The sequence below is a fragment of the Curtobacterium sp. MCBA15_016 genome, from assembly GCF_001865105.1.
Classification (GTDB): domain Bacteria; phylum Actinomycetota; class Actinomycetes; order Actinomycetales; family Microbacteriaceae; genus Curtobacterium.
Genome location: NZ_MJGR01000018.1, coordinates 101,512 through 123,303, shown reverse-complemented (window position 1 = coordinate 123,303; position 21,792 = coordinate 101,512). Strand labels below are relative to the sequence as shown.

Sequence of the window (21,792 nt, the reverse complement as noted above, 5' to 3'; positions counted from 1 at the left end):
CGGACGGACGGTGAAGAGACGGAAGTGACGAGCGTGACCGAGACCCGCTCTCAGACCCCGACGACCGAGACCTCCGATGACGCCGGCACCCACGGCCCCGCGAAGGGCATCGCCGCCCTCGCCCTGGCCGCCCTCGGCGTCGTCTTCGGCGACATCGGCACGAGCCCGCTGTACGCGCTGCGCACCGTGTTCACGATCGACGGCGGCATCGTGCAGGCCAACCAGGAGGACGTCTACGGCGTGATCTCGATGATGTTCTGGAGCATCACGATCATCGTCTCGATCAAGTACGTCCTCGTGCTCATGCGCGCCGACAACAACGGTGAGGGCGGGGTGATGGCGCTCGCCGCACTGGCCCGACGCCTCTACGCGAAGCGCCGCGGGGGAGCGACGATCTTCCTCGTCATCGGGATCGTCGGCGTCTCGCTGTTCTACGGCGACTCCGTCATCACCCCGGCGGTGTCCGTGCTCTCGGCCGTCGAGGGGCTGCAGACCGCCGCCCCGAGCGTCGGGCACCTCATCGTGCCGATCGCGGCGGTCATCCTCGTGGTGCTGTTCGCGGTGCAGCGGGTCGGCACGGGCAAGGTCGGCAACCTGTTCGGCCCTGTGATGCTGCTCTGGTTCGTCGTCATCGCCGCCGCCGGGGTGCCGCACATCCTGGCGCACCCGGGCGTCCTGCAGGGGCTCTCGCCCACGTGGGCCATCGCGTTCCTCATCGCGCACCCGTACATCACGTTCGTCGCGATGGGCGCGGTCGTGCTGGTCATCACCGGCGCCGAGGCCCTCTACGCCGACATGGGCCACTTCGGGCGGACGCCGATCCTCCGTGCCTGGTTCTTCGTCGTCTTCCCGGCCCTCGTGCTGAACTACCTCGGCCAGGCGTCGCTGGTGCTCAACCAGCCCGGGGCGGCGAAGGACCCCTTCTTCCTGCTCTTCCCGAGCGCGTTGCAGATCCCGGTCGTGATCCTCGCGACGATGGCCACCGTCATCGCGAGCCAGGCGGTGATCTCCGGGGCGTTCTCGCTGAGCCGCCAGGCCGTGCAGCTCGGCCTGCTGCCACCGCTCACCATCCGGCAGACCTCCCGGCAGGAGGGCGGCCAGATCTACCTGCCGGCCGTCAACCTCCTGCTGTTCATCGGCGTGATGGCCGTCATGCTCGCGTTCCGTTCCTCGGCGAGCCTCGCCACCGCGTACGGGGTCTCCGTCACCGGTGCGCTCGTCGTCGACACGCTCCTGCTGCTGCTCGTGGTGAAGCCGCTGTGGCACTGGAAGACGTGGAAGCTCGTCGTCGCCGCGGTGGCGTTCGGCGGGCTCGAGCTGACGTTCCTCGCCGGCAATCTGTCGAAGATCCTGCACGGCGGATGGGTCCCGCTGCTGATCGCGCTCGCGGTGATCACGCTCATGACCACGTGGCGTCGTGGCCGGCAGCTCGTGCAGGAGGAGCGCAAGGAGCGTGAGGGGTCCCTCGCCGACTTCATCGAGAAGATCAACACGAAGGGCATCCCGCGCGTGCAGGGTGTCGCGATCTTCCCGCACCCCAACAAGGAGACGACGCCGCTCGCGCTCCGGGCGAACGTGGAGCACAACCACGTGGTGCACCGGACGGTCGTCATCGTGTCCGTCATCACCGCGAACGTGCCCCACGTGCCGCACGCCAAGGCCTTCTTCCGTGACGACCTCGGCTACGAGGACGACGGCATCGACCACATCACGATCAAGTTCGGCTTCTCGGACGACCAGGACCTGCCGAAGGCCCTGCACGCGGCCTGCCTCGCCGAGGTGCTCGACGTCGACCCCGAGGAGATGGCGAACGCGTCGTACTTCATCTCGCGCGGCGCACTCCGGCCGGTGGCGGGGAACCGGGGCATGGTCGGCTGGCGCAAGAAGCTCTTCGTCGGACTGGCGCACAACGCCGCCGACCCGGCCGCCCGCTTCGGGTTGCCGGCGCACCGCACCGTGACGATGGGCAGCGACGTCGAGATCTGACGACCGTCGTTCGCCTCAGCAGCAGTCGCAGGCCTCGACCTCGCGCTCGCCGGTGAGCGCGGCGACGGGCTGCTTGCACGCGTCGCCCCGCCAGGCCTCGAGCCCTTCCCGGACCGCGAACACCACGACGACGAGCCCGGCCACCGGGTCCGCCCAGGTCCAGCCGAACAGGGTGTTCAGCAGTAGGCCGACCAGGACGGCGGCGGAGAGGTAGCTGCACACCAGGGTCTGCTTCGAGTCCGCGACGGCCGACGCCGAACCGAGCTCGCGGCCCGTGCGCCGTTCGAGCAAGCTGAGGAACGGCATCACGGCCAGGCTGACCGCGGCGAGCACGATGCCGACCGTGCTGTGCTCCGGCTCGCGCAGTCCGGTCAGCGTCAGCACCGCGTCGACCGAGACGTACAGGGCGAGCCCGAAGAACGAGACGGCGATCACGCGGAGCGCCGTCCGTTCGCGCCGCTCGGGGTCGGGCGCCGCGAACTGCCACGCGACCGCGGCCGCGGAGAGCACCTCGACGATCGAGTCCAGGCCGAAGCCGATCAGGGCGGTGGACGACGCGACCGAACCGGCGCCGATCGCGACGACGGCCTCGACGACGTTGTACGTGATGGTGGCGGCGACGATCCATCGGATCCGGCGGCGCAGCACCGCACTCCGGACGGCCGTCGGACGGGGCCCGAGGGGCAGCGCGGCGCTCATGCGCCCGGCCCGCAGCAGAGCGGCACGGCACAGGCGTCGTCGGTGCACGGCGCACCGTCGTCGACCGCCAGCACGACGTCGACCAGCGACTCGAGTGCACGGGCGAGGTGCGCGTCCGCGATCTCGTAGCGGGTCCGACGGCCTTCCGGGACGGCCACGACGATCCCGCACCCGCGGAGGCACGCCAGGTGGTTCGACACGTTCGCCCGGGTGGTCCCGAGGTCGTCGGCGAGCACGGCGGGGTACCGGGGCGACTCGAGCAGGCGGAGGAGGATCCGCGCGCGGGTCGGATCGGCGAGGGCGCGGCCGAGGCGGTTCATCACCTCGAGGCGCGGTGCGACGAGCAGCATGCACCCACAGTACAGCGAGGACTGTACCGATCGGGGGTAGACGGGTACGTCGGGTACAGCGAACCTGAACGCCGGGGGATCCAGGCCGGGAATCGACTAACCGACGAGCAGCGACGCCCGATACTCCATCGCACAAGCACCACGGCCATCGCAACACACGCACACCCCCACGCAGGAGGCAGTCAGCATGCGGTCCCCGTCCGTCCTCGTCGCCGCGCTCTCGATCGCACTCGTCGCCGCGACCAGCCTCGCTGCCGGCGCGCCCGCCGGAGCAGCGGCCCTCCCCGCCTCGTCGAAGGCGACCTCGACCGTGCCGGACGGCCGGACGATCCCGAAGACGAACGTCACCACGAACGGCCGGACCTGGAAGCAGACGTTCCGCGCCGGGTTCGACAGTGCCGCGCCGGTCGGCAAGTTCGCGGCGACGTACCCGCGGATCGGTCTCTACGACGGCTTCACGGACACGACCGGCAAGGGGAAGTACGCGCCGTCGAAGGTCCTGAGCGTGAAGGGCGGCGTGCTCGACTTCGCGCTGCACACCGAGAAGGGCCAGCCCCTCGTCGCGGCGATCATGCCCGACGGGTACGCCCCGCACAAGACGGGTCGGGTGTCGATCCGGTACAAGACGACGAAGACCCAGGGCTACAAGTTCTCGACGATCCTCTGGCCGTCGAGCGACGACTGGAACGAGGGAGAGATCGACTGGCCCGAGGCCGACCTCGGTGCCCGCCCCCGCCCGGCCTCGGCGGTGCCCGGCAGCTGGACGCCGCTCGGCATGCGGTTCGAACCGGGCAAGGAGACCTTCGCGCCCTCGGACAGCACCGGCTGGCACGTCGCGACGACCGAGTGGGACAAGGGCATCGTCCGGTTCTACTGGGACGGCAAGCTCGTCTCCTCGACCACCAAGGCGGTGCCGACGACGGCCTTCCGCGTGACCATGCAGGCGGAGACCACCACGAACGGCGGGGCGATCCCGGCGAGCGCGGTCGGGCACGTCAGCGTCGACTGGATCGCGATCTGGAACTGACCGGGCGCCGGCCCCGCTGACCGACGCGGGAGCCGGGGCGGCCGTGCCCGCTCAGTGGGTGCGGCCGCGCAGCCGTCCGATGCCCAGCACGACGGCGACGACCACCAGGCCGAGCAGGAGCCCGACCACCGCCGACACCGCGGTGTCCACGATCCACGTGACGACCGGCCCGGTCGCCTCGATGCCGTGCTCGATCGCGTGCAGCAGGTCGTACGGGCCGTGCCAGAACGTCTCCGCCAGGTTCGCGATCACGAGGTGTCCGCCCACCCAGAGCATGGCCACCGTGCCGACGATGCCGATCACACGGAACACGGTCGGCATGGCGCGGACGATCCGCGCGCCCGTCCGCCTCGTGCGACGGACGCTGTTCTTCATCATCTGCAGCCCGATGTCGTCGATCTTCACGAGCAGGGCCACGGCGCCGTAGACCGCCCCGGTCATGACGAGCCCGATGACGATGAGCGCGCCGAGCGTCGGCCAGAGTCCGAGGTCGGGGTCGAGTCCGGCGAGGGCGATGAGCATGATCTCGGTGCTGAGGATGAGGTCCGTGCGGATCGCCCCGAACACGAGCTTCGGCTCGGCGACGGTCTCCTCGGACTCGCTGACGTGGTGCGCGCCGAACCACTCGGTGACCTTCTCGGCCCCCTCGAAGCACAGGTAGGTGCCGCCGAGCAGCAGCAGCCACGGCAGCACCCACGGCGCGAACGCGGTGAGCAGCAGCGCGAGCGGGATGATGATGACGAACTTGTTGAAGAGGCTGCCGAGTGCGATCCGCCCCACGACCGGCAGCTCGCGCGCGGGCGAGAGCCCCTGCACGTACTGCGGGGTCACCGCGGCGTCGTCGATCACGACGCCAGCGGTCTTGGCGCTGGCCTTGAGGGCCGCGGAGAGCACGTCGTCGACGATGGCGAGCAGACCGACTGACATGCGCTCAGACTAGGGCCTCGGCGCGTCCCGTCGGCGCAGGGTCTGCGAGGGGGACTCCCCGTACACCTCGGCGTAGTACCCGGAGAACCGCCCGAGGTGGTTGAACCCCCACGACAGCGCGACCTCGGCGACCGTCACGCGCTCGGGGTCACCCGCGAGCAGTTCGGCGCGGACCCCGTGCAGCCGGGCCTCGCGCAGGAACTGCATCGGCCGGACGCCGACGTTCCGCTGGAAGGCCGCCTGCAGTCCCCGTGCGCTCACCCCGGCAGCAGCGCTCACCTGGGCGACCGTGAGCGGCCGGCGGGCGTTCGCGACCATCCACTCCTTGGCGAACCGGATCGTCGACGACCCGACCGCCACCGTGGGCGCCGACGACGGCGTCGCGTCGAACGCCGCCGCCACGGCGTCCGCGATCGACTGGTTCCAGCGTGCGCGGACCGTCTCCGGCGCGGTCGGGTCCAGGAGGCGCGGTGCGGCCTCGCCGATCCGGCTGCGGAGCAGCCGCAGCGCGTCCACCCCCAGCGTGCGGCGGAACGCGAGCTGCCGCGGCTCGTCGTCGCCGCGGCGCGCGGCGGCGATCGACTCGAGGAACGCGCCACCGAACCGGACCGAGTGCTGTCCCGAGGGGAGCCCCTCGAACGTGAAGTCGCGACCGACCGGGTACATCACCGGGATGCCGGGCAGCAGCTGCACCGGGTCGCGGGTCCCGGTGTCGATCGTCATGCCGGGGCCGGTCGCCCACGCCAGGACGTAGTCGTGACCGGGGACGATCGTGCCCCACCGTCGTGCCGCCACGTCCGAGGTGCCCACCACCACGTCCTGGTCGCCGACGGCCCGGAAGCGGAAGGCGAACCCGTCGCGGGCAGCATCGCCGATGTGGATGTCACGGCTGTCGTACACCCGCTCGTACAGCGCCACGGCATCGTCGAGGGAGGACCCCCGGCGATCGACGTGGATCGGCGCGACATCGTGGACCATGTCCGACCAGTGTCGCGCATGTCGTCCCCGATCGGTCACATCGCGACGCAGTTCGCGCACCCGACCACGGACGCGACTGCGTTCGGCGGCTGTTCCGTACGGGCTGCCAGACGCCCCCGAGGACGGTGAGGACAGCGGCGGATCCGTCGCTCGGACGGAGGACCACATGTACTTCCACGCACAGACCTGGATCAACGAGATCGCCGACGGCGAACCGGACCCCGCGGCCGCCAACGCCCTGCAGGAGGGCCTCGGCGGGCAGTTCGGCGAGATGCGCACGATGATGCAGTACCTGTTCCAGGCGATGAACTTCCGGGGTCCGGCCGCCAAGCCGTTCCGCGACCTCATCCAGGGTGTCGGGACCGAGGAGATCAGCCACGTCGAGCTCATCGGCACCACGATCTCACGGCTGCTCGACGGTGCTCCCGAGTACTCCGGCACGCTCACCGACCCGCTCGACACCCCCGGGGCGAAGGGGGCGACCCCGCTGAACATCGCGCTCGACACGGGCAACATCCACCACTACCTCGTCGGTGCCCAGGGAGCCCTGCCGGTCGACGCGGCCGGGAACCCGTGGAGCGGCAGCTACGTGTACAACTCCGGCAACCTGCCGCTCGACCTGCTGTACAACCTCATGCTCGAGTCGACCGGCCGCCTGCAGAAGTGCCGGATCTACGAGATGACCGACAACCCCAGCGCTCGCAGCACCATCGCGTACCTGATCGTGCGCGACCAGGCGCACGAGAACGCCTACGCGAAGGCGCTCGAGGCCCTCGGCGTCGACTGGGGGAAGCTCCTGCCGATCCCGAAGACCAACGCCGAGGCGTTCCCCGAGGTCAAGGCGCTCGTCGACCTGGGGCTGCAGAGCAAGCAGTACAGCTTCGACCTCGACGGTGCGTCCGAGGCCGCGAAGATCTTCCGCGGCGCCTCCCCGTCGAACGACGGCACCGACCTCGACGCGTCCGAGCAGGCACCCGCCGGGGTGCCGTCGTTCATCGCGCCGGAGCGGCTCGAGGAGTTCGCGCCGGGCCTCGACGCCGATCTGCTCGCGCTCATCCAGCAGACCGCGGAGCTCGAGCTCGACCAGGTCGAGACGCCGGTGTACGGCCCCGTCGCCTGACCGGTCTCAGTCGAGGCAGAACTCGTTGCCCTCGACGTCCTGCATGACGATGCACGACTCGTTGACCTCGTCAGCGAGCAGGCGGCGGAACTGCGTGGCGCCGAGGGCGACGAGCCGGTCGCTCTCGGCGTCGAGGGCGGCGAGCCGTTCGGCGCCGACGAGCCCGCTGCCGACCCGGACGTCGAGGTGCACGCGGTTCTTCACGACCTTGCCCTCCGGCACGCGCTGGAAGAACAACCGTGGGCCGACGCCGGTCGGGTCCACGCAGGCGAACGCCGAACCGCGGTGCTCCGGGGGCAGCGCCCGGTCGAAGGCGTCCCACGAGTCGAACCCCTCCGGTGGCGGCGGCACCACGTAGCCGAGGACCTCGCACCAGAAGCGCGCCACCCGCTCGGGGTCCGCGCAGTCGAACGTCACCTGCACCTGCCGCACCGTCGCCGTCATGGCGCCACTGTACGTCGTGGGCGCCACCACGCGCCGGGCCGCCACCGCCGTCGGGAAGCGCGCCGCGCCTCCTGGGTCAGAGGGTGGAACCCTCGAGCCGCACCCGGTCGCCGCGGTACCGGTCGAAGACCGTCTGGACCGGCACGCCGTCGAGGTCGTGGTACGTGACCTCGCGCACGATGAGGGGCGCGCCGACCTCGGTACCGAGCATCTTCGCCGTGTGGGCGTCGGCCGCCTCGCTGCCGATGGTGACGAGCACCTCGCCGCGCGACGCGTCGAAGAAGTCGCGGAGCACCGTCGTCATGTTGATCGGCCCGGACAGGGTCTCGGGGGAGTGCGTGTAGCGCACCGAGAAGTAGGCGGCGCGGAGTCCGATCACGTCGTCGTCGGTGACGAGCAGGTTCTCGATCATCCGGACGTGGTCCTCGTCGATGCGGAGCCGTTCGCGCACGAGCGGGAAGCTCGGCACGATGCGGTCCTCGAAGCGCTCGACGTAGACGTGCTCGCTGTCGGCGTCGATGTCGGTGAGGGGCACGACGACCCCGCGGTGCGTGACCTTCGTCCCGACGCGCGGCCGGCGCTCGAGGAACCCGGTGTCCCGGAGCTGCGCGAGCGCGGCGCGGACGGACCCGCGGCTGGTGTCGAACAGCGTGACGAGGTCCTCTTCGGCGAGGGGAGCGTCGGGTGCGATGTGCCCCTCGCGGATCGAGGCGGTGATGAGGTCGCGGACCCGTCTCGCCGAGATCTGTCGGCCGCGTGAGGACCCGCCCTTCGCGCGCGGGTGGTCGGACAGCGTGTCGCTCATCGTGACTCCGATCGTCGCAGGATCTCACCGCCACGATGCGGCTCGGGTGCAGTGAGTATACGACGCTCGTCGCGCAGGGCAACGGATTCCTCCGAACCGCGCGAACGGCGTGAACGGTCGGGCGAAGTCCCTCTCACCTGGGCTTTCCTTTCGCCGTTGGTCGCTTAATGATCCGGTTACACCCGGAGCGGTCGTCGGAAACGAACGATCGCGAGCATTGCTGACCACCACCCGATGCGACGGAAGGCCGGCACATGACCGTGAGAGAGCCCGACATCGTCGACGATGCGACCCGTGCGGAGGCCGAGCGTCTCGCCGCCCTCGACACCTCGTTGACGACGAGGCGACGAAGCGTCCGGGAGCGTCTCTGGTTCCTGCGCCCGGCCGGACTGACCGTCGCCAACGTCCTGGTGTTCGTCCTCGTCTCGTTCTTCCTCGTGCAGCTCATCCCCGGTGACCCGGTCGTGTCGGCCACCGGCGGACGCCTGTCCGGCGCCGAGCTCGAGCAGGCGCGGGAGTCCTACGGGCTGACCGGCTCGTGGATCCAGCAGCTCGGCACCTACCTGACACAGCTCGCCCACCTCGACTTCGGCACGTCGATCGCCACCGGCCGACCGGTCGCGCAGGACCTCGCGACCCGGGTCCCGGCGACGCTCGAGCTCGTGTTCTGGGGGCTGCTCCTCGCCTCGGCGGTGTCGCTCGTGACCGCGCACTTCATCGTCACGCACCGCCGCAACCGCTTCGCGAAGCTGCTCACCGCCTACGCCCGGTCGGCGGGCGCGCTGCCCGAGTACGTCATCGGCATCGCGTTCCTCTTCGTCTTCTACGCCGAGCTGCACTGGGCCCCGGCGCCGAGCGGCCGCCTCGACCCGCTGCTCATCGCGCCGCCCACCGTCACGAACTTCCCGATGGTGGACGCGCTCATCGCCGGGGATCCGGCAGCCTTCGCGTCGTACGCGCAGCACCTCGTGCTGCCCGTCGTCGTGATGGTCGTCGCGCACTCCCCGCTGCTCATCAAGATGCTCATCGTCAACCTGGACCAGGCGATCAACGACCCCGCCACCCGGTTCCGTGTGGCGTCCGGAGCGTCCCGCCGGACGGTCCTCGCGAGCATCTACCGCCGGGCGCTCCCCTCGACGGTCGCCACGCTCGGCATGCTGTTCGGCCTGTTCCTCGGCGGCGCGGTGGTCCTCGAGTCGCTCTTCGGTCTCGGCGGACTCGGGCAGTACGCCGTGGACGCGGTGAACGCCTCCGACGTCTTCGCGCTGCGGTCGTTCCTCCTCGTCACCGCGGCGATGTGCCTCGTCATCTACCTCGTCACGGACATCGTCACGATGCTCCTCGACTCGAGGCGGCGCGCCGGCGTCGCCGGGAAGGACGCCTGATGGCGCTCGACACCCCCACCGCGCTGCCCGAGCCGACGACCACCGGAGCGGGGAGCACCCGCTCGACGCAGGACGGTCGCGTCGGTCGACCGGCCGGGCGCACCGGCTTCGTCCTGCGGCTCGTCCCCTTCGCCGTGCTCGTCGTGCTCGCGGTCGTCGGGCCGTACATGGTGAACCACCCGGCCACGTCGGTGGTCGGCGGGCAGTCGGAGGCCCCGTCGGGGGAGTTCTGGTTCGGCACGGACGCGAACGGCCTCGACGTCTACTCCCGGGTGATGACCGCGTTCCGCCTCGACATCGTGATCGCGATCTGCATCACGGTCATCGCCACCGTCGTCGCCATCGTGATCGGGCTCGTCTCGGGCATGTACCAGGGCGACCGCACCGTGCTCGGGTTCGTGGCCCGACTGCTGGGCCGCGCCGTCGACCTCGTGCAGTCGATCCCGGTGATGATCGCCGGGCTCGTGATCGTGTCGTTCTTCGGACGCAACGCCGTGGTGATCACGCTCGCCCTCGCGATCGTCCTCATCCCGTTCCAGGCGCGGCTGATGCGCACCGAGGTCCTCCGCACGCGGTCGGACGGCTACGTCGACGCCGCCCGGATGTCCGGCGAGTCCGAACTGCGCCTGCTCCTGGGCCACGTGCTGCCGAACTCCGCCCGGACGACGATCGAGAACACCTCGACGATCTTCGGCATGGCGATCATCTTCTGCGCCGCCCTCGGCTTCCTCGGCGTCGGCATCCCGACACCGACCGCGGAGTGGGGCACCATGCTCGCCGCCGGTGCCCCGGACGCCGCGGTGGGGCGGTGGTGGCCGGTGCTCTTCCCGGCAGCCGCCCTCGGCCTCTCCGTCTGGTCCGCCTCGGTCCTGGTCGCGGCCTTCGTCGGCCGATCGCGGGTCTGACGGCGACCACCTGCCCCACGCGCCCCCTCCTCCCCACCCACACCGTCCCTCCCGTCCCATCCCCTTCCCCAGGAGACCCCTGCCCATGCTGAACATGAAACGCACCATCGCCGCCGCCGCCGCGATCGCGGTCGTCGGCGCCCTCGGTCTCGCGGCCTGCAGCGCCGGCGGGAACGCCGCCTCCAGCGCCTTCGTCATCGTCACCGCGGCCCAGCCGCAGAGCTTCTCGTACGAGACCAGCGCCACCGGGTACGAGGCCGCCGAGTTCTTCAAGAACACCGGAGCCTCGCTCATCCGCAACGAGTACGTCGACGGCACCGGCGGTCAGGCCGAGCACGAGGACTACAACAAGTTCGCCCCGGTCCTCGCGAAGAGCTACGACGTCTCGGACGACGGCCTCACCTACACGTTCCACCTCGACACGGACGCGAAGTCCACGGCGGGCAACGCACTCACCGCCGACGACGTGATCTGGAGCATCCAGCGCAAGTTCGCCGTCGAGACGAGCATCGTGCCGTTCATCAGCGCCCCGTTCATCACGAAGCCGGACCAGTTCGCGAAGGTCGACGACGAGACCGTCACCCTCACGCTCGACAAGGCGAGCTACGGCTACACGGCCCTGTCCCTGCTCGCGAACGTCGGCTACAACATCTACGACGCGAAGGTCCTCAAGGAGCACACCACGTCGAGCGACCCGTGGGCCGTGAAGTGGTCGGGCACGCACCCGAACTTCGGCTTCGGGGCCTACAAGGTGGACACCTACACGCCCGGTGAGCAGACGATCTACACCGCGAACGCCGGGTACGCCGAAGGCAAGCCGTCGATCGCCCGGATCGTCCAGCGCGTGGTCGCGGACGCCGGCCAGCGCGCCAACCTGGTGAAGTCCGGCGACGCGCAGATCGCGGCGCAGCTCCGTCCTGCCGACCAGGTCGAGCTCAAGGACGCCGACGCCGCGCAGGTGTTCGACGTGCCGACGAACGCGTACGTGTACATGCCCCTCCTCACCACGAAGGGCACGTTCAAGGACGTCGCCGTCCGCCGCGCACTCGCCGCGGCGATCCCCTACGACAAGATCAACGAGAACGTCTACCACGGTCGGGCCGACTCCATCTCGAGCATCCTCTCCGACGCCGACCCGGGCTTCGACGGCAGCGGGCTCACGGCCAACGAGACCGATCCGGCCGAGGCGAAGAAGATCCTGGCCGACGCCGGGTACACCGACCCGGTGCAGTTCACCCTCACCGTGAACAACTCCGTCCCGGACCTGCAGGAGACCGCCGTCCAGATCCAGACCGCGGTGAAGGACGCCGGCTTCGACATGACCATCGACACGGTCAACTCGTCGACCTTCCAGGCCGGACTCGCCGCGAAGACGTTCGAGGCGTCCCTCGGTCGCGACTACGCGGTCGTGCAGTCGCCGCCCTACGTCCTGTCGCTCTTCTACACGCCGGGCTCCGCCATCAACTGGCCGGACTTCGACAACGCCGAGCTCAACCAGGCCATCGCGGACGGCAACGCCGCGGGCGACCCGACCGGGGCCGAGGCGGGCAAGTACTGGAACGCCGCGCAGAAGGTCCTGCAGGACCAGATGCCGACGATCTACATCAACTACGTGCAGCCGCTCAACGCCTTCGCGAAGGACGTCGACGGGTACGTGTTCCGCTCCGACAACGTCATCGACTACTCGCAGCTGCAGCTCGCCTCGAACTGAGCGACGACAGGGAGACACCATGAACGACCAGTCGGCCCCGGTCCTCCGGGTCACGGACCTCAACGTCACCTACGGCACGAACCACGCCGTCCGCCACGCCGACCTCGTGGTCCGGCGCGGGGAACGCGTCGCGGTCGTGGGCGAGTCGGGCTCCGGCAAGACGAGCCTCGGCAACGCCATCGCCGGGTTCCTCGACGCCGGGACCGTCGAGGTCGGGACTCTCGAGCTCGACGGCAGCTCGATCGAGCGGACCGGGCCGGCCGGTCGGATCCCGGTCCGGACCCCCGGGCTGTCGATGATCTTCCAGGACGCGATGTCGTCCCTCGACCCGGTGTGGACGATCGGCAGCCAGCTGGTCGCCGTGCTCCGGGCCACCGAGCGGGTGTCGAAGCGACGCGCCACCGCCGATGCCCTCGAACGGCTCCGTGCCGTGGGCATCACCGACCCGGACCGGGTCATGGGTGCCGAGCCGCACGAGCTCTCCGGGGGGATGCGGCAGCGCGTGATGATGGCCATCGCGCTCGCCTCGAAACCCGCACTGCTCATCGCCGACGAACCCACGAGCGCGCTCGACGCATCGCTCGCCGTCGGTGCGATGCAACTCATGGTCGACCTCGCCGAGCAGGAGGGGACGGCGGTGCTCGTGATCACGCACGACATCGAGCTCTGCCGGCGCTTCACCGACTTCGTCGTCGTCATGTACCAGGGCGAGATCGTCGAGCAGCTGCCGTCCTCGCGACTCGACGGGGCCACCCACCCGTACACCCGTGGACTGCTCGAGTGTGTGCCGACCCTGGCGTCCGCACGGCTCGACGAACTGCCGACGCTCGAGTCGGTCCGCGCCCGACTGGAAGGAACGGCGGCATGACCGGCATCCGCATCGAGGCCACCGGGGTCGCCCGGCGCTACGGCCGCAAGACCGCCGTCCGGGACGTCTCGTTCGTCCTCGGCGCGAGCCAGCGCGTCGGCATCGTGGGGGAGTCCGGCTCGGGCAAGTCCACGATGGCGAAGATCGTCACCGGACTCGAGCGGGCCTCCGCCGGCACGATCACCGTGGACGACCGGGACCTCCGGTCGATCATGTCGACGCGTGCCGGTCGGCTCGAGTACCGACGACGGGTGCAGCTCGTCGCCCAGGACACCACCTCGACGTTCGACCCGCGACACCGCATCCGCGAGTCGCTCCGGACGCCGGCACAGATCCTCGGCGGGCACGACGTCGACGGTGCGGACGCCGCGATCGGCGAGATCACCACGGAGCTCGGCATCGACCCGAGCTGGGTCGACCGGTACCCGTCCGAACTCTCCGGCGGCCAGCGTCAGCGCATGTCGATCGCCCGGGCGCTGGTCGTCCGACCCGACCTGCTCGTGTGCGACGAGGCCGTCTCGGCGCTCGACGTCTCGGTGCAGGGCGTCGTCCTCAACCTGCTCAAGCGCTACTCGAACGACCACGGCGCCGGCCTCATGTTCGTGTCGCACGGGCTGCCGGCGACCGCGTTCATCACGGGCGAGCTCGTCGTCATGAACCAGGGCGAGGTGGTCGAGTCCGGCCGCACGCTCGAAGTCCTCGAACACCCCAGACACCCGTACACGCAGAAGCTCGTCGACGCCCACCTGGCCGTCGAGGAGCCCGTGGCGTAGTCCCTCCCGGACGCGCCCGCCCTCCCACACGAAAGGCTCCACATGTTCCACCTCGGATGGTTCCTCGGCAACGGCTTCGGCATCCAGGCCTGGTCCGACACGAACGGCGACGGTCCCTGGACCGGCACCAACGTGACCGACTGGATGAAGCCCGACATCTACATCGACCTCGCGAAGAACCTCGAGCGCGGCGGCTTCGACTACGTCCTCATCGAGGACACCGCGATGGTCGAGGACTCGTACCGCGGCACCGCCGACACCTCGCTGCGGCGCGGGTTCATGGCGCCGAAGAACGACCCCATGCCGCTCGTCCCGCTCATGACGCAGGCCACGAAGCACATCGGCATCGTCCCGACGTTCTCGACGATCCAGTACCCGCCGTACCTCGCCGCACGCCTCGGCACGACGCTCGACCACCTCACCGAGGGGCGCATCGGCATGAACGTCGTGACGAGCGTCACCGACCGCGTCGCCCAGAACTACGGCTACGAGCAGCACCTCGACCACGACGAGCGCTACCGGATGGCGATCGAGTGGGCCGACGTCGTCAAGGCCCTGCAGGGGTCCTGGGAACCGGGGGCCGTGGTCGCCGACCCGGTGGCGGGCGTCTACGCCGACCACACGAAGGTGCATCCGATCGACCACCGCGGCGAGTTCTTCCGGTCGCGCGGGCCGCTCAACACGATCCCGGGGCCGCAGGGCGTCGTCCCGATCTGCTCGGCCGGTGGATCGGAGATGGGCCGGCAGCTCGCCGCGCTCCACGACGACACGATGATCGCCCTGTCGAAGACGCCCGAGAGCGCGAAGGCGTACCGCGACGACATGCGCGCCCGGGTCGCCGCCGCCGGCCGGAACCCGGACGACGTGAAGTTCCTGTTCATCGTCACGCCGACCATCGCCGCCACCGACGCCGAGGCGCAGGCCGCGTCGGAGGCCGCCCGGCTCGCGATGTCGTCGGACAAGGCGATCGAGTACAACCTCTGGAACATGTCGTACACGTCCGGTGGTCGCATCGACTTCGGGGCGATCGACCCGGACACCCGGGTCGAGGACATCGACATCTCGAAGCAGAACGGCGAGTACACCTCGATCGAGAAGCTCTTCGAGGGCCAGCAGGGCCGCACGCTGCGCGAGGTCGTCGCCTCGTCGCACCAGGTGAACGACCTCGGGTTCGTCGGCTCGCCGGACACCGTCGCGGCGAAGATGGGCGAGTTCATGGAGCACGTCGGCGGCGACGGCTTCCTCGTCTACATGCCGACGACCCGCCTCAACATGGCGATGGTGGCCGACGGCCTCTCCCCGGCCCTGCGCCGCCGGGGGCTCATCCGCGACGAGTACACCGGCACGACGCTCCGCGAGAACCTGCGGGCGTTCTGATGCCGGGCGCCCCGGCGCTGTTCGAGGCGATCGAGCTGCGCGGCACCCGGTTCCGCAACCGGCTCTGGGTGCCCGCGCTGACGATGTTCACGGTGGAGGCCCGGGACGGCATGCCCACCCCGTTCCACCACGTGCACCTCGGCGGGCTCGCGCTCGGCGGCGCCGGAGCGATCGTCGCGGAGTGCACCGCCGTCACCCCGGAGGGCCGGGTCACGCCGTACGACCTCGGGCTCTGGGACGACGCGCAGCGCGACGCCTGGCGCCCGACCACCGCGTTCGTCCGCGACCAGGGCGTCCGCATCGGCATCCAGCTGAGCCACGGCGGTCGCAAGTCGTCCACCGGGCGGAGCTGGGACCGGGTCCGCGGCACCGTGCCCGTGGCGGACGGCGGGTGGCCCGTCGTGGGACCGTCCACCGTGCCGTACACCGGGTACGCGGCCCCGCGGGAACTCAGCACCGACGAGGTCCGCGGGATCCACCGGGCGTTCGTCGCGGCGGGCGTCCGGGCGCGCGACGCGGGGTTCGAGTTCGTCGAGCTGCACGCCGCGCACGGGTTCCTGCTGCACCAGTTCCTCTCCCCGCTCGCCAACACGCGCGACGACGAGTACGGCGGCTCGCTGCACGGACGGGCCCGCCTCCTGCTCGACGTCGTCCGCGACCTGCGCGCCGCCCTCGGCGACGGGTTCCCGATCCTGGTGCGCTTCTCGGCGACCGACTGGGTCCCCGGGGGCTGGACCGAGCAGGACACGGCGACCACGGCCTCCTGGGCGGTGGCCGCCGGCGCGGACCTGTTCGACGTGTCCACCGGCGGGATGGTCCCGGACGCCGAGATCCCGGTGTTCCCGGGCTACCAGGTCGGGCACGCGGAACGGCTGCGGGCCGCCACCGGTGCACCGGTCGGCGCGGTGGGGCTGGTCACCACCGCCGACCAGGCCGAGGCGGTCGTCGCCGAGGGCCGGGCGGACGTCGTGTTCGTCGGCCGCGAGTTCCTGCGCGACCCGCGCTTCGGACTCCGCGCCGCCGCCGAGCTCGGCGCCTCCATCGACTACCACCCGCTGCCGTACCACCGGGCGCAGCACCGTCCGGCACCACACCACCTCCCACGGAAGGCACACCCATGTTCCACCTCGGTTGGTTCCTCGGCTACGGCTTCGGTGTCTACGGCTGGAACGGGCAGTGGTCCGGCAACGTCCGCCACGACGTCGCCAACCCGCAGCTCTTCGTCGACGCCGCCACCTCGCTCGAGCGGGCCGGGTTCGACTTCATGATGCTCGAGGACTCGTCCGTCCTCCCCGACGTGTTCGGCTCCTCGTTCGAGCACTCGCTGCGCTCCGCGATCGTGCGGCACGACCCCATGCCGCTGGTCCCGCTGCTCGCCGCCGCGACGAAGCACCTCGGCATCATCGCGACCGCCGCGACGCCCTTCTACCCGCCGTTCCTCGCGGCCCGGCTGATGTCCACGCTCGACCACCTGACGCACGGCCGTGTCGGCATCAACCTCGTCACGGCCTCACCGCACGCGGCCGCGCAGAACTACGGCTACGACCAGCACTTCGAGCACGACGAGCGGTACGCGATGGCCGACGAGTGGATCGACGCGGTCCGGGCGCTCTGGGACACGTGGGACGCCGACGCCCTCGTGCTCGACGAGGCGACCGGCGTCTTCGCCGACCACACGAAGGTGCGGTACGCCGACTTCGCGGGGAAGTACTACCGCACCCGTGGGCCGCTCAACACGGTCGCCAGCCCCCAGGGACACCCCGTGGTCTGCCAGGCCGGCGGCTCCCCGGCGGGTCGCGACCTCGGCGCGCGCAACGCCGACACGCTCATCGCCTCGGCACCGGGCGTCGACGCCATGCGCGAGTACGTCGACGACATGCACCGACGGATGGTCGGGTTCGGCCGCGAGGAGACGGACGCGAAGATCCTGTTCCTCGTCGAGCCCGTGCTCGCCGACACCGACGACGAGGCCGAGGCGAAACAGGCCCGACAGCTCGCCGCCACCCGGGAGAACATCGACGCGCAGCTGGCGAACCTGTCGTACACGTCGGGGTTCGACTTCGCGCAGTTCGACCTCGACGAACCGCTGCCGGCGGATCTCAAGGGCAAGAGCAACGGGCACCAGAGCGTCATCGAGGCGTTCCTGGCGAAGGCCGACGGCAAGACGCTCCGCGAGGCCCTCCCCGCGCAGCGCGACACCACGGGATCGGTCCGGCTCGTCGGCAGCCCCGAGACGGTCGCCGACCAGATGGAGGAGGCGATCGCCGCCTCCGGCGCCGACGGCTTCCTGGTCGGACTCCCGGTGACCCGGAAGAACCTCACCGAGGTCTGCGACGGACTCGCGCCGGTGCTCCGGCGCCGCGGTCTGGTCAGGGACGGCTACGAGCACGAGACGTTCCGCGAGAACCTGCTCGCGTTCTGACACGCGAGTTGCCGGGAGGCGCGGCTCGACTCCGCCCCTGACCTGCGGTTTCCGTGTGGTCGCCACCAGGGCGGCTCGCGCAATGAACGGTAACGGCACCTTCACGACGGGGTAACCGCCACGGCGTTGGATGAGATCCGAGAGAGAGGAACGGTCGCCATGATCACCACCGTCGTCGCCGGCAACCCCAAGCCCGGCTCGCACACGCTCGAGGCCGCGACGATCGTCGCCGAACGACTCACCGGGTCCGCGCCCGACCACGTCGTCGACGTCATCGCCCTCGGCCCGGGGATCCTCGGCTGGGGAGACCCCGGAGTGCAGGCCGCGGTCGCGACCGTCGCCGCGTCCGACCTCGTCGTGGTCGCCTCGCCCACGTTCAAGGCCACCTACACGGGCGTCCTGAAGCTGTTCCTCGACCAGTTCGCGACGGCCGACGGGCTCGCCGGGGTGACCGTCGTCCCGCTCATGCTCGGCGCCGGTCCCGCGCACCACATGGCCCCCGAGGTGTTCCTCAAGCCCGTGCTCGTCGAGCTCGGCGCCACCGTGCCCGTGCAGGGCCTGTACCTGAACGACAAGCACTACACCGACGAGTCGTCGACCGAGGGCTGGCTCGCCCGCTGGCGGGACGTCGTCCTCGCCGCCGCATCCGCACCGACCAAGGAAGGCACCAGCGCATGATCAAGCCCTACACCGCCGAGTCCGCGGACCCGACGCTCCTCCGGCAGGCGTTCTCCGGGTTCCCCTGCGGCGTCGCCGCACTCTCCGCGATCGTCGACGGCGCGCCCACCGTGCTCGTCGCGTCGTCCTTCACCGTCGGCGTCTCGCAGGACCCACCGCTCGTGATGTTCGCCGTGCAGCACTCGTCGTCCACGTGGCCGGCGCTCGCCGGAGCGGAGTCCATCGGCGTCTCGGTGCTCGGCGAACGGCACGAGAACGTCACGCGGCAGCTCGCCTCGCGCGACAAGTCCGTGCGCTTCGTCGGCGTGGACACGACGGTGTCCGACACGGGCGCGGTGTTCCTCGAGGGGGCACCGATCTGGATGGAGTGCTCGGTGGAGCACACGTACCCGGCGGGCGACCACGACATCGTCGTGCTCCGTGTGAACGGCCTGATGTCCGACTTCGCGCACAGCCCGCTGGTCTGGCACCGGTCGTCGTTCGCGAAGCTGAGCGCCTGACGCGTGACGTCCGTATGCTCGCCGCATGGCTGACTTCACCGCTGAGCAGGCCGCCGTCGTGCGGATCGAACGTGCCGAGGAGGGCCGCTGGGACCTCACGGTGATCAGCGACTCGGGCGTCCGCATGGGACACGGCGAGTACCTCTTCGACGAGGCGGACGACGACGCGGCGGGGGAGCAGGCAGCGGCCCTCGACTTCGTCCGCGGCTACGGCTTCCGCTTCGAACCGGACGCCGTGGTCGCCGACGGACCCGATGCGTACTGGGCACCGCTGCTGGCGCTCGACGAGCGGTAGCGTCGGGGTCCCTGCTCAGAGGGTCGCGATCAGCTGCTCGACCCGCGCGCGGACGGCGTCCCGGACGGGGCGGACGCGGTCGATCGGCTGCCCGGCCGGGTCGTCGAGCTCCCAGTCCTCGTAGCGCTTCCCGGGGAACACCGGGCACGCGTCGCCGCAGCCCATCGTGACGACGACGTCGGACTCCCGCACGGTGTCGGCCTCGAGCACGGCGGGGACGGCGGTCGCGATGTCGATGCCCTCCTCCGCCATGGCCTCGACCGCGACGGCGTTGACGCGGTCGGCCGGTTCGCTGCCGGCCGAGAACACCCGGACGCGGTCGCCCGCCAGGTGCTGCAGGTAGCCGGCGGCCATCTGGGACCGGCCGGCGTTGTGCACGCACACGAAGAGCACGGTGGGGCGGTCGGTCACGCGAGTGCCGCCGCCTCGAAGCCGATCAGCCAGGTGACGCCGAAGACGTCCCGCACGGTGCCGTCCCAGTCGCCCCACGGGCGTTCCTGCAGCGGGTCCACGACGGCGCCGTCCGAGGCGAGGTCGTCGAACCAGCCGCGGAGCACGTCGGGTTCGGCGGCGCCGAGCAGGGAGAAGAGCAGCCCGGTCGCCGAGAAGGAGGTCTCGCCGGTCGGGGCGTCGGCGGCGAACAGCGTGATGCCGCCGCCGGTGAGCTGCCCGTGCGCGACCGCGTCGGCGGGGCCGTCGGTGCGCGAGAAGTCCGCGAAGGTGGCGATGCTGAGCTCGCCGCCGAAGACGTCCTGCCAGCGCCCGAGTGCCTGGAGCGCGGTGCCGTCGAACTGGAAGTAGGGCGAGGGCCCGTTCACGTTCATGCCCCGGACCCTACCGCTCAGACCGCCGCGGCGAGCGTGTCGAACGTCCGGCGCAGCAGGGCCGGAGCGTCCTCGTCGGTGACGGACCAGGTGGCGATCGCGACGTCGAAGCACCCGAGCGCGGCCTGCACGAGGACGGCCGCACCGAGCTCGGCGCCGTCGGGGTCCCCGGCGCGCAGCCGCTCGGTCAGGATCGGCGTCAGGACGTCCGCCCAGGCGAGGTGCTTCTCGAGGTTGCGGGCGCGGAGCGACGGCGTCGACGTCATGACGCGGACCGACCGCCGACCGGACTCGGGGTCCTCGTCGGCGCGGACCATCATGCCGACGAACGCCTCGCGCAGCGCGGTCCAGGCCGGTTCGTCGTCCGGACGCTCCCGGAGCGCCTCCGCGAGCGCACCCCGGTGTCGCAGTGGATCGCCGATGACGGCGTCCTCCTTCGCCGGGAAGTACCGGTGGAAGCTCCGCGCCGAGATGCCGACCTCGGCCGCGATCTGCTCGACGGTGACGGCGTCGAACCCGTCGCGGTCGAACCGGGCGACGGCGACCGCTGCGATCCGCGCGCGCACGGCTTCACGCGTGATGTCCCGCAGACCGGTCCGCGCGCTCGTCTCACCCACGACGGCATCGTACCGAGGGAGGCGGAACATGACCAAGTTGTCAGAGACTGACAGAAAAGGCGTACAGTGTCATCTGCATCGCCAGACACGACGGAAGGACGGCACATGCAGCAGCGCACTCTCGGGACCCAGGGCCTCACGGTCGGATCCATCGGCTACGGCGCGATGGGGACGGTCTTCGCGTACGGGCCCGCCGACGACACCGAGTCCATCGCGGCGATCCGTCGCGCGCACGACCTCGGCGTCACCCACTTCGACACCGCCGAGATGTACGGGTGGGGTGCCGGGGAACGACTCCTCGGTGCGGCCCTGGCGCCCGTCCGCGACGAGGTCACCATCGCCACCAAGTTCGGCTTCACCGCGGACGACTGGGCGCCCGACTCCCGCCCCGAGCACATCCGCGAGGTCGTCGACCAGAGCCTGCGGAACCTCCGCACCGACTCGATCGACCTCCTCTACCAGCACGTCCACGATCCGGCGGTGCCGATCGAGGACGTCGTCGGCGTGATGGCGGAGTACGTGCAGGCCGGCAAGGTCAAGTACATCGGGCTCTCGAACACCGACGGCGACCAGCTCCGTCGGGCCCACGCCGTGCACCCGATCTCGGCGTTCCAGACCGAGTACTCCGTGTTCGCCCGGGAGTCCGAGGAACTCTTCCCGCTCGTCGACGAGCTCGGCATCGGGCTCGTGGCCTACTCACCGCTCGCACGCGGGTTCCTGGGCGGGGCCGTCCAGCCGCGGTCCGCCTACCCCGAGGACGACATCCGGCACATGCTCGAGTGGTGGGCGCCGGAGCACTTCGACCAGAACGTCGCGGTCGTCCGGGCGCTGACCGCGATCGCCGACGAGCACGGCGTCTCGCTCTCGCAGCTGTCCCTCGCGTGGATCCTGGCGCAGCGGGACGACGTCGTCCCGATCCCGGGATCGAAGAACCCCGACCGGGTCGCGCAGAACGTGGCGGCGGCCGGTGTCGTCCTCACGGCCGACGACCTGGCGCGCATCGACGCGCTCTCGCGCGACGTGCGCGGCAAGCGCATCGAGAGCCGGGTCTGACGGGCATCGGTGGGCAGTGGGCGCGACCGGTGACGGACGGGAGGCGCG

At 70.7% G+C, this 21,792-nt stretch carries 23 protein-coding genes and 1 pseudogene; 15 read left to right on the top strand and 9 right to left on the bottom strand.

Annotated features, from left to right (window positions below):
- Positions 1–33: 33 nt before the first annotated feature.
- Positions 34–1,986 (top strand): potassium transporter Kup, encoded by a 1,953-nt coding sequence (locus BIV03_RS08440; RefSeq protein ID WP_071295357.1) that lies wholly within the window; start codon positions 34–36, stop codon positions 1,984–1,986.
- Between the two features lie 15 nt (positions 1,987–2,001).
- Here BIV03_RS08440 and BIV03_RS08435 read toward each other — a convergent pair whose 3' ends face one another.
- A complete protein-coding gene (locus BIV03_RS08435; RefSeq protein ID WP_071295329.1) occupies positions 2,002–2,685 on the bottom strand; it encodes a cation diffusion facilitator family transporter in 684 nt (227 codons plus the stop codon).
- Positions 2,682–3,035 (bottom strand): helix-turn-helix transcriptional regulator, encoded by a 354-nt coding sequence (locus BIV03_RS08430; RefSeq protein ID WP_071295328.1) that lies wholly within the window; start codon positions 3,033–3,035, stop codon positions 2,682–2,684. The genes BIV03_RS08435 and BIV03_RS08430 overlap by 4 nt, the downstream gene beginning before the upstream one ends.
- A gap of 187 nt (positions 3,036–3,222) precedes the next feature.
- Here BIV03_RS08430 and BIV03_RS08425 point away from each other — a divergent pair, with 187 nt between their 5' ends.
- Positions 3,223–4,062 (top strand): glycoside hydrolase family 16 protein, encoded by an 840-nt coding sequence (locus tag BIV03_RS08425; RefSeq protein WP_070416879.1) that lies wholly within the window; start codon positions 3,223–3,225, stop codon positions 4,060–4,062.
- A 51-nt stretch (positions 4,063–4,113) separates the two neighbouring features.
- Here BIV03_RS08425 and BIV03_RS08420 read toward each other — a convergent pair whose 3' ends face one another.
- Positions 4,114–4,989, bottom strand: a complete 876-nt coding sequence (locus BIV03_RS08420) for a DUF808 family protein (RefSeq protein ID WP_071295327.1) — start codon at positions 4,987–4,989, stop codon at positions 4,114–4,116.
- A gap of 9 nt (positions 4,990–4,998) precedes the next feature.
- Entirely contained in the window at positions 4,999–5,967 is a 969-nt protein-coding gene (locus BIV03_RS08415) for a helix-turn-helix transcriptional regulator (protein ID WP_070416877.1), read from the bottom strand.
- 166 nt (positions 5,968–6,133) lie between these two features.
- Here BIV03_RS08415 and BIV03_RS08410 point away from each other — a divergent pair, with 166 nt between their 5' ends.
- Positions 6,134–7,087 carry a manganese catalase family protein gene (locus BIV03_RS08410; RefSeq protein ID WP_071295326.1) on the top strand — a complete coding sequence of 318 codons (954 nt, stop codon included), beginning with the start codon at positions 6,134–6,136 and terminating at the stop codon, positions 7,085–7,087.
- 6 nt (positions 7,088–7,093) lie between these two features.
- Here the strand turns inward: BIV03_RS08410 and BIV03_RS08405 are convergent, their stop codons facing one another.
- Both BIV03_RS08405 and BIV03_RS08400 read right to left on the bottom strand, forming a co-directional pair.
- Positions 7,094–7,531, bottom strand: a complete 438-nt coding sequence (locus tag BIV03_RS08405; RefSeq protein ID WP_071295325.1) for a VOC family protein — start codon at positions 7,529–7,531, stop codon at positions 7,094–7,096.
- Between the two features lie 76 nt (positions 7,532–7,607).
- Positions 7,608–8,336 carry a GntR family transcriptional regulator gene (locus BIV03_RS08400; RefSeq protein ID WP_071295324.1) on the bottom strand — a complete coding sequence of 243 codons (729 nt, stop codon included), beginning with the start codon at positions 8,334–8,336 and terminating at the stop codon, positions 7,608–7,610.
- Between the two features lie 254 nt (positions 8,337–8,590).
- On the opposite strand from BIV03_RS08400, the gene BIV03_RS08395 reads away from it, so the two are divergent.
- The 11 genes and pseudogenes from BIV03_RS08395 to BIV03_RS08350 all read left to right on the top strand — a co-directional run bounded on the left by BIV03_RS08395 (position 8,591) and on the right by BIV03_RS08350 (position 19,250).
- Positions 8,591–9,721 (top strand): ABC transporter permease, encoded by a 1,131-nt coding sequence (locus tag BIV03_RS08395; RefSeq protein WP_083403292.1) that lies wholly within the window; start codon positions 8,591–8,593, stop codon positions 9,719–9,721.
- A complete protein-coding gene (locus BIV03_RS08390; RefSeq protein WP_083403291.1) occupies positions 9,721–10,626 on the top strand; it encodes an ABC transporter permease in 906 nt (301 codons plus the stop codon). The genes BIV03_RS08395 and BIV03_RS08390 overlap by 1 nt, the downstream gene beginning before the upstream one ends.
- An 85-nt stretch (positions 10,627–10,711) precedes the next feature.
- Positions 10,712–12,337, top strand: a complete 1,626-nt coding sequence (locus BIV03_RS08385; protein WP_217637362.1) for an ABC transporter substrate-binding protein — start codon at positions 10,712–10,714, stop codon at positions 12,335–12,337.
- Between the two features lie 19 nt (positions 12,338–12,356).
- Positions 12,357–13,205: an ABC transporter ATP-binding protein gene (locus BIV03_RS08380; protein WP_071295323.1), complete on the top strand. Its 849-nt coding sequence runs from the start codon at positions 12,357–12,359 to the stop codon at positions 13,203–13,205.
- Positions 13,202–13,978 carry an ABC transporter ATP-binding protein gene (locus BIV03_RS08375; RefSeq protein ID WP_071295322.1) on the top strand — a complete coding sequence of 259 codons (777 nt, stop codon included), beginning with the start codon at positions 13,202–13,204 and terminating at the stop codon, positions 13,976–13,978. Before BIV03_RS08380 ends, BIV03_RS08375 begins: the two co-directional genes overlap by 4 nt.
- 42 nt (positions 13,979–14,020) lie before the next feature.
- Positions 14,021–15,355, top strand: a complete 1,335-nt coding sequence (locus tag BIV03_RS08370) for an NtaA/DmoA family FMN-dependent monooxygenase (RefSeq protein WP_071295321.1) — start codon at positions 14,021–14,023, stop codon at positions 15,353–15,355.
- Entirely contained in the window at positions 15,355–16,623 is a 1,269-nt protein-coding gene (locus BIV03_RS18740; protein ID WP_217637361.1) for an NADH:flavin oxidoreductase/NADH oxidase, read from the top strand. Before BIV03_RS08370 ends, BIV03_RS18740 begins: the two co-directional genes overlap by 1 nt.
- Positions 16,590–17,777, top strand: a pseudogene (locus BIV03_RS20110) (NtaA/DmoA family FMN-dependent monooxygenase); the annotation flags it as partial. The gene BIV03_RS18740 and the pseudogene BIV03_RS20110, both read left to right, overlap by 34 nt.
- 159 nt (positions 17,778–17,936) lie before the next feature.
- The gene (locus BIV03_RS08360) at positions 17,937–18,455 is read left to right on the top strand and encodes an NADPH-dependent FMN reductase (protein ID WP_071295319.1); all 519 of its coding nucleotides are present in this window, start codon (positions 17,937–17,939) and stop codon (positions 18,453–18,455) included.
- Positions 18,452–18,955, top strand: coding sequence for a flavin reductase family protein (locus BIV03_RS08355; RefSeq protein WP_071295318.1), 504 nt, complete (start codon positions 18,452–18,454; stop codon positions 18,953–18,955). Before BIV03_RS08360 ends, BIV03_RS08355 begins: the two co-directional genes overlap by 4 nt.
- A 25-nt stretch (positions 18,956–18,980) precedes the next feature.
- On the top strand, positions 18,981–19,250 hold the full coding sequence (locus BIV03_RS08350) for a hypothetical protein (protein ID WP_070416867.1): 270 nt from the start codon (positions 18,981–18,983) through the stop codon (positions 19,248–19,250).
- A gap of 15 nt (positions 19,251–19,265) precedes the next feature.
- Here the strand turns inward: BIV03_RS08350 and BIV03_RS08345 are convergent, their stop codons facing one another.
- Genes BIV03_RS08345 through BIV03_RS08335 form a run of 3 tightly spaced genes read right to left on the bottom strand, consistent with a single transcriptional unit; the run spans position 19,266 to position 20,691 of the window.
- Positions 19,266–19,661: an arsenate reductase ArsC gene (locus BIV03_RS08345; protein WP_071295317.1), complete on the bottom strand. Its 396-nt coding sequence runs from the start codon at positions 19,659–19,661 to the stop codon at positions 19,266–19,268.
- Positions 19,658–20,074, bottom strand: a complete 417-nt coding sequence (locus BIV03_RS08340; protein WP_175473767.1) for a VOC family protein — start codon at positions 20,072–20,074, stop codon at positions 19,658–19,660. The genes BIV03_RS08345 and BIV03_RS08340 overlap by 4 nt, the downstream gene beginning before the upstream one ends.
- A gap of 17 nt (positions 20,075–20,091) precedes the next feature.
- Entirely contained in the window at positions 20,092–20,691 is a 600-nt protein-coding gene (locus BIV03_RS08335) for a TetR family transcriptional regulator (protein WP_254790807.1), read from the bottom strand.
- A 105-nt stretch (positions 20,692–20,796) separates the two neighbouring features.
- Here BIV03_RS08335 and BIV03_RS08330 point away from each other — a divergent pair, with 105 nt between their 5' ends.
- Entirely contained in the window at positions 20,797–21,744 is a 948-nt protein-coding gene (locus tag BIV03_RS08330) for an aldo/keto reductase (protein ID WP_071295316.1), read from the top strand.
- Positions 21,745–21,792: the final 48 nt, after the last annotated feature.

Excerpts from the sequence above, each read along its gene's own strand:
- BIV03_RS08425 (WP_070416879.1), top strand. The coding sequence starts at position 3,223 with ATGCGGTCCCCGTCCGTCCTCGTCGCCGCGCTCTCGATCGCACTCGTC.
- BIV03_RS08385 (WP_217637362.1), top strand. The coding sequence starts at position 10,712 with ATGCTGAACATGAAACGCACCATCGCCGCCGCCGCCGCGATCGCGGTC.
- BIV03_RS08375 (WP_071295322.1), top strand. The coding sequence starts at position 13,202 with ATGACCGGCATCCGCATCGAGGCCACCGGGGTCGCCCGGCGCTACGGC.
- BIV03_RS08415 (WP_070416877.1), bottom strand. The coding sequence starts at position 5,967 with ATGGTCCACGATGTCGCGCCGATCCACGTCGATCGCCGGGGGTCCTCC.
- BIV03_RS08390 (WP_083403291.1), top strand. The coding sequence starts at position 9,721 with ATGGCGCTCGACACCCCCACCGCGCTGCCCGAGCCGACGACCACCGGA.
- BIV03_RS08400 (WP_071295324.1), bottom strand. The coding sequence starts at position 8,336 with ATGAGCGACACGCTGTCCGACCACCCGCGCGCGAAGGGCGGGTCCTCA.
- BIV03_RS08395 (WP_083403292.1), top strand. The coding sequence starts at position 8,591 with ATGACCGTGAGAGAGCCCGACATCGTCGACGATGCGACCCGTGCGGAG.
- BIV03_RS08340 (WP_175473767.1), bottom strand. The coding sequence starts at position 20,074 with ATGAACGTGAACGGGCCCTCGCCCTACTTCCAGTTCGACGGCACCGCG.
- BIV03_RS08420 (WP_071295327.1), bottom strand. The coding sequence starts at position 4,989 with ATGTCAGTCGGTCTGCTCGCCATCGTCGACGACGTGCTCTCCGCGGCC.
- BIV03_RS08435 (WP_071295329.1), bottom strand. The coding sequence starts at position 2,685 with ATGAGCGCCGCGCTGCCCCTCGGGCCCCGTCCGACGGCCGTCCGGAGT.
- BIV03_RS08360 (WP_071295319.1), top strand. The coding sequence starts at position 17,937 with ATGATCACCACCGTCGTCGCCGGCAACCCCAAGCCCGGCTCGCACACG.
- BIV03_RS08330 (WP_071295316.1), top strand. The coding sequence starts at position 20,797 with ATGCAGCAGCGCACTCTCGGGACCCAGGGCCTCACGGTCGGATCCATC.
- BIV03_RS08410 (WP_071295326.1), top strand. The coding sequence starts at position 6,134 with ATGTACTTCCACGCACAGACCTGGATCAACGAGATCGCCGACGGCGAA.
- BIV03_RS08430 (WP_071295328.1), bottom strand. The coding sequence starts at position 3,035 with ATGCTGCTCGTCGCACCGCGCCTCGAGGTGATGAACCGCCTCGGCCGC.
- BIV03_RS08380 (WP_071295323.1), top strand. The coding sequence starts at position 12,357 with ATGAACGACCAGTCGGCCCCGGTCCTCCGGGTCACGGACCTCAACGTC.
- BIV03_RS08355 (WP_071295318.1), top strand. The coding sequence starts at position 18,452 with ATGATCAAGCCCTACACCGCCGAGTCCGCGGACCCGACGCTCCTCCGG.
- BIV03_RS08405 (WP_071295325.1), bottom strand. The coding sequence starts at position 7,531 with ATGACGGCGACGGTGCGGCAGGTGCAGGTGACGTTCGACTGCGCGGAC.
- BIV03_RS08370 (WP_071295321.1), top strand. The coding sequence starts at position 14,021 with ATGTTCCACCTCGGATGGTTCCTCGGCAACGGCTTCGGCATCCAGGCC.
- BIV03_RS18740 (WP_217637361.1), top strand. The coding sequence starts at position 15,355 with ATGCCGGGCGCCCCGGCGCTGTTCGAGGCGATCGAGCTGCGCGGCACC.
- BIV03_RS08350 (WP_070416867.1), top strand. The coding sequence starts at position 18,981 with ATGGCTGACTTCACCGCTGAGCAGGCCGCCGTCGTGCGGATCGAACGT.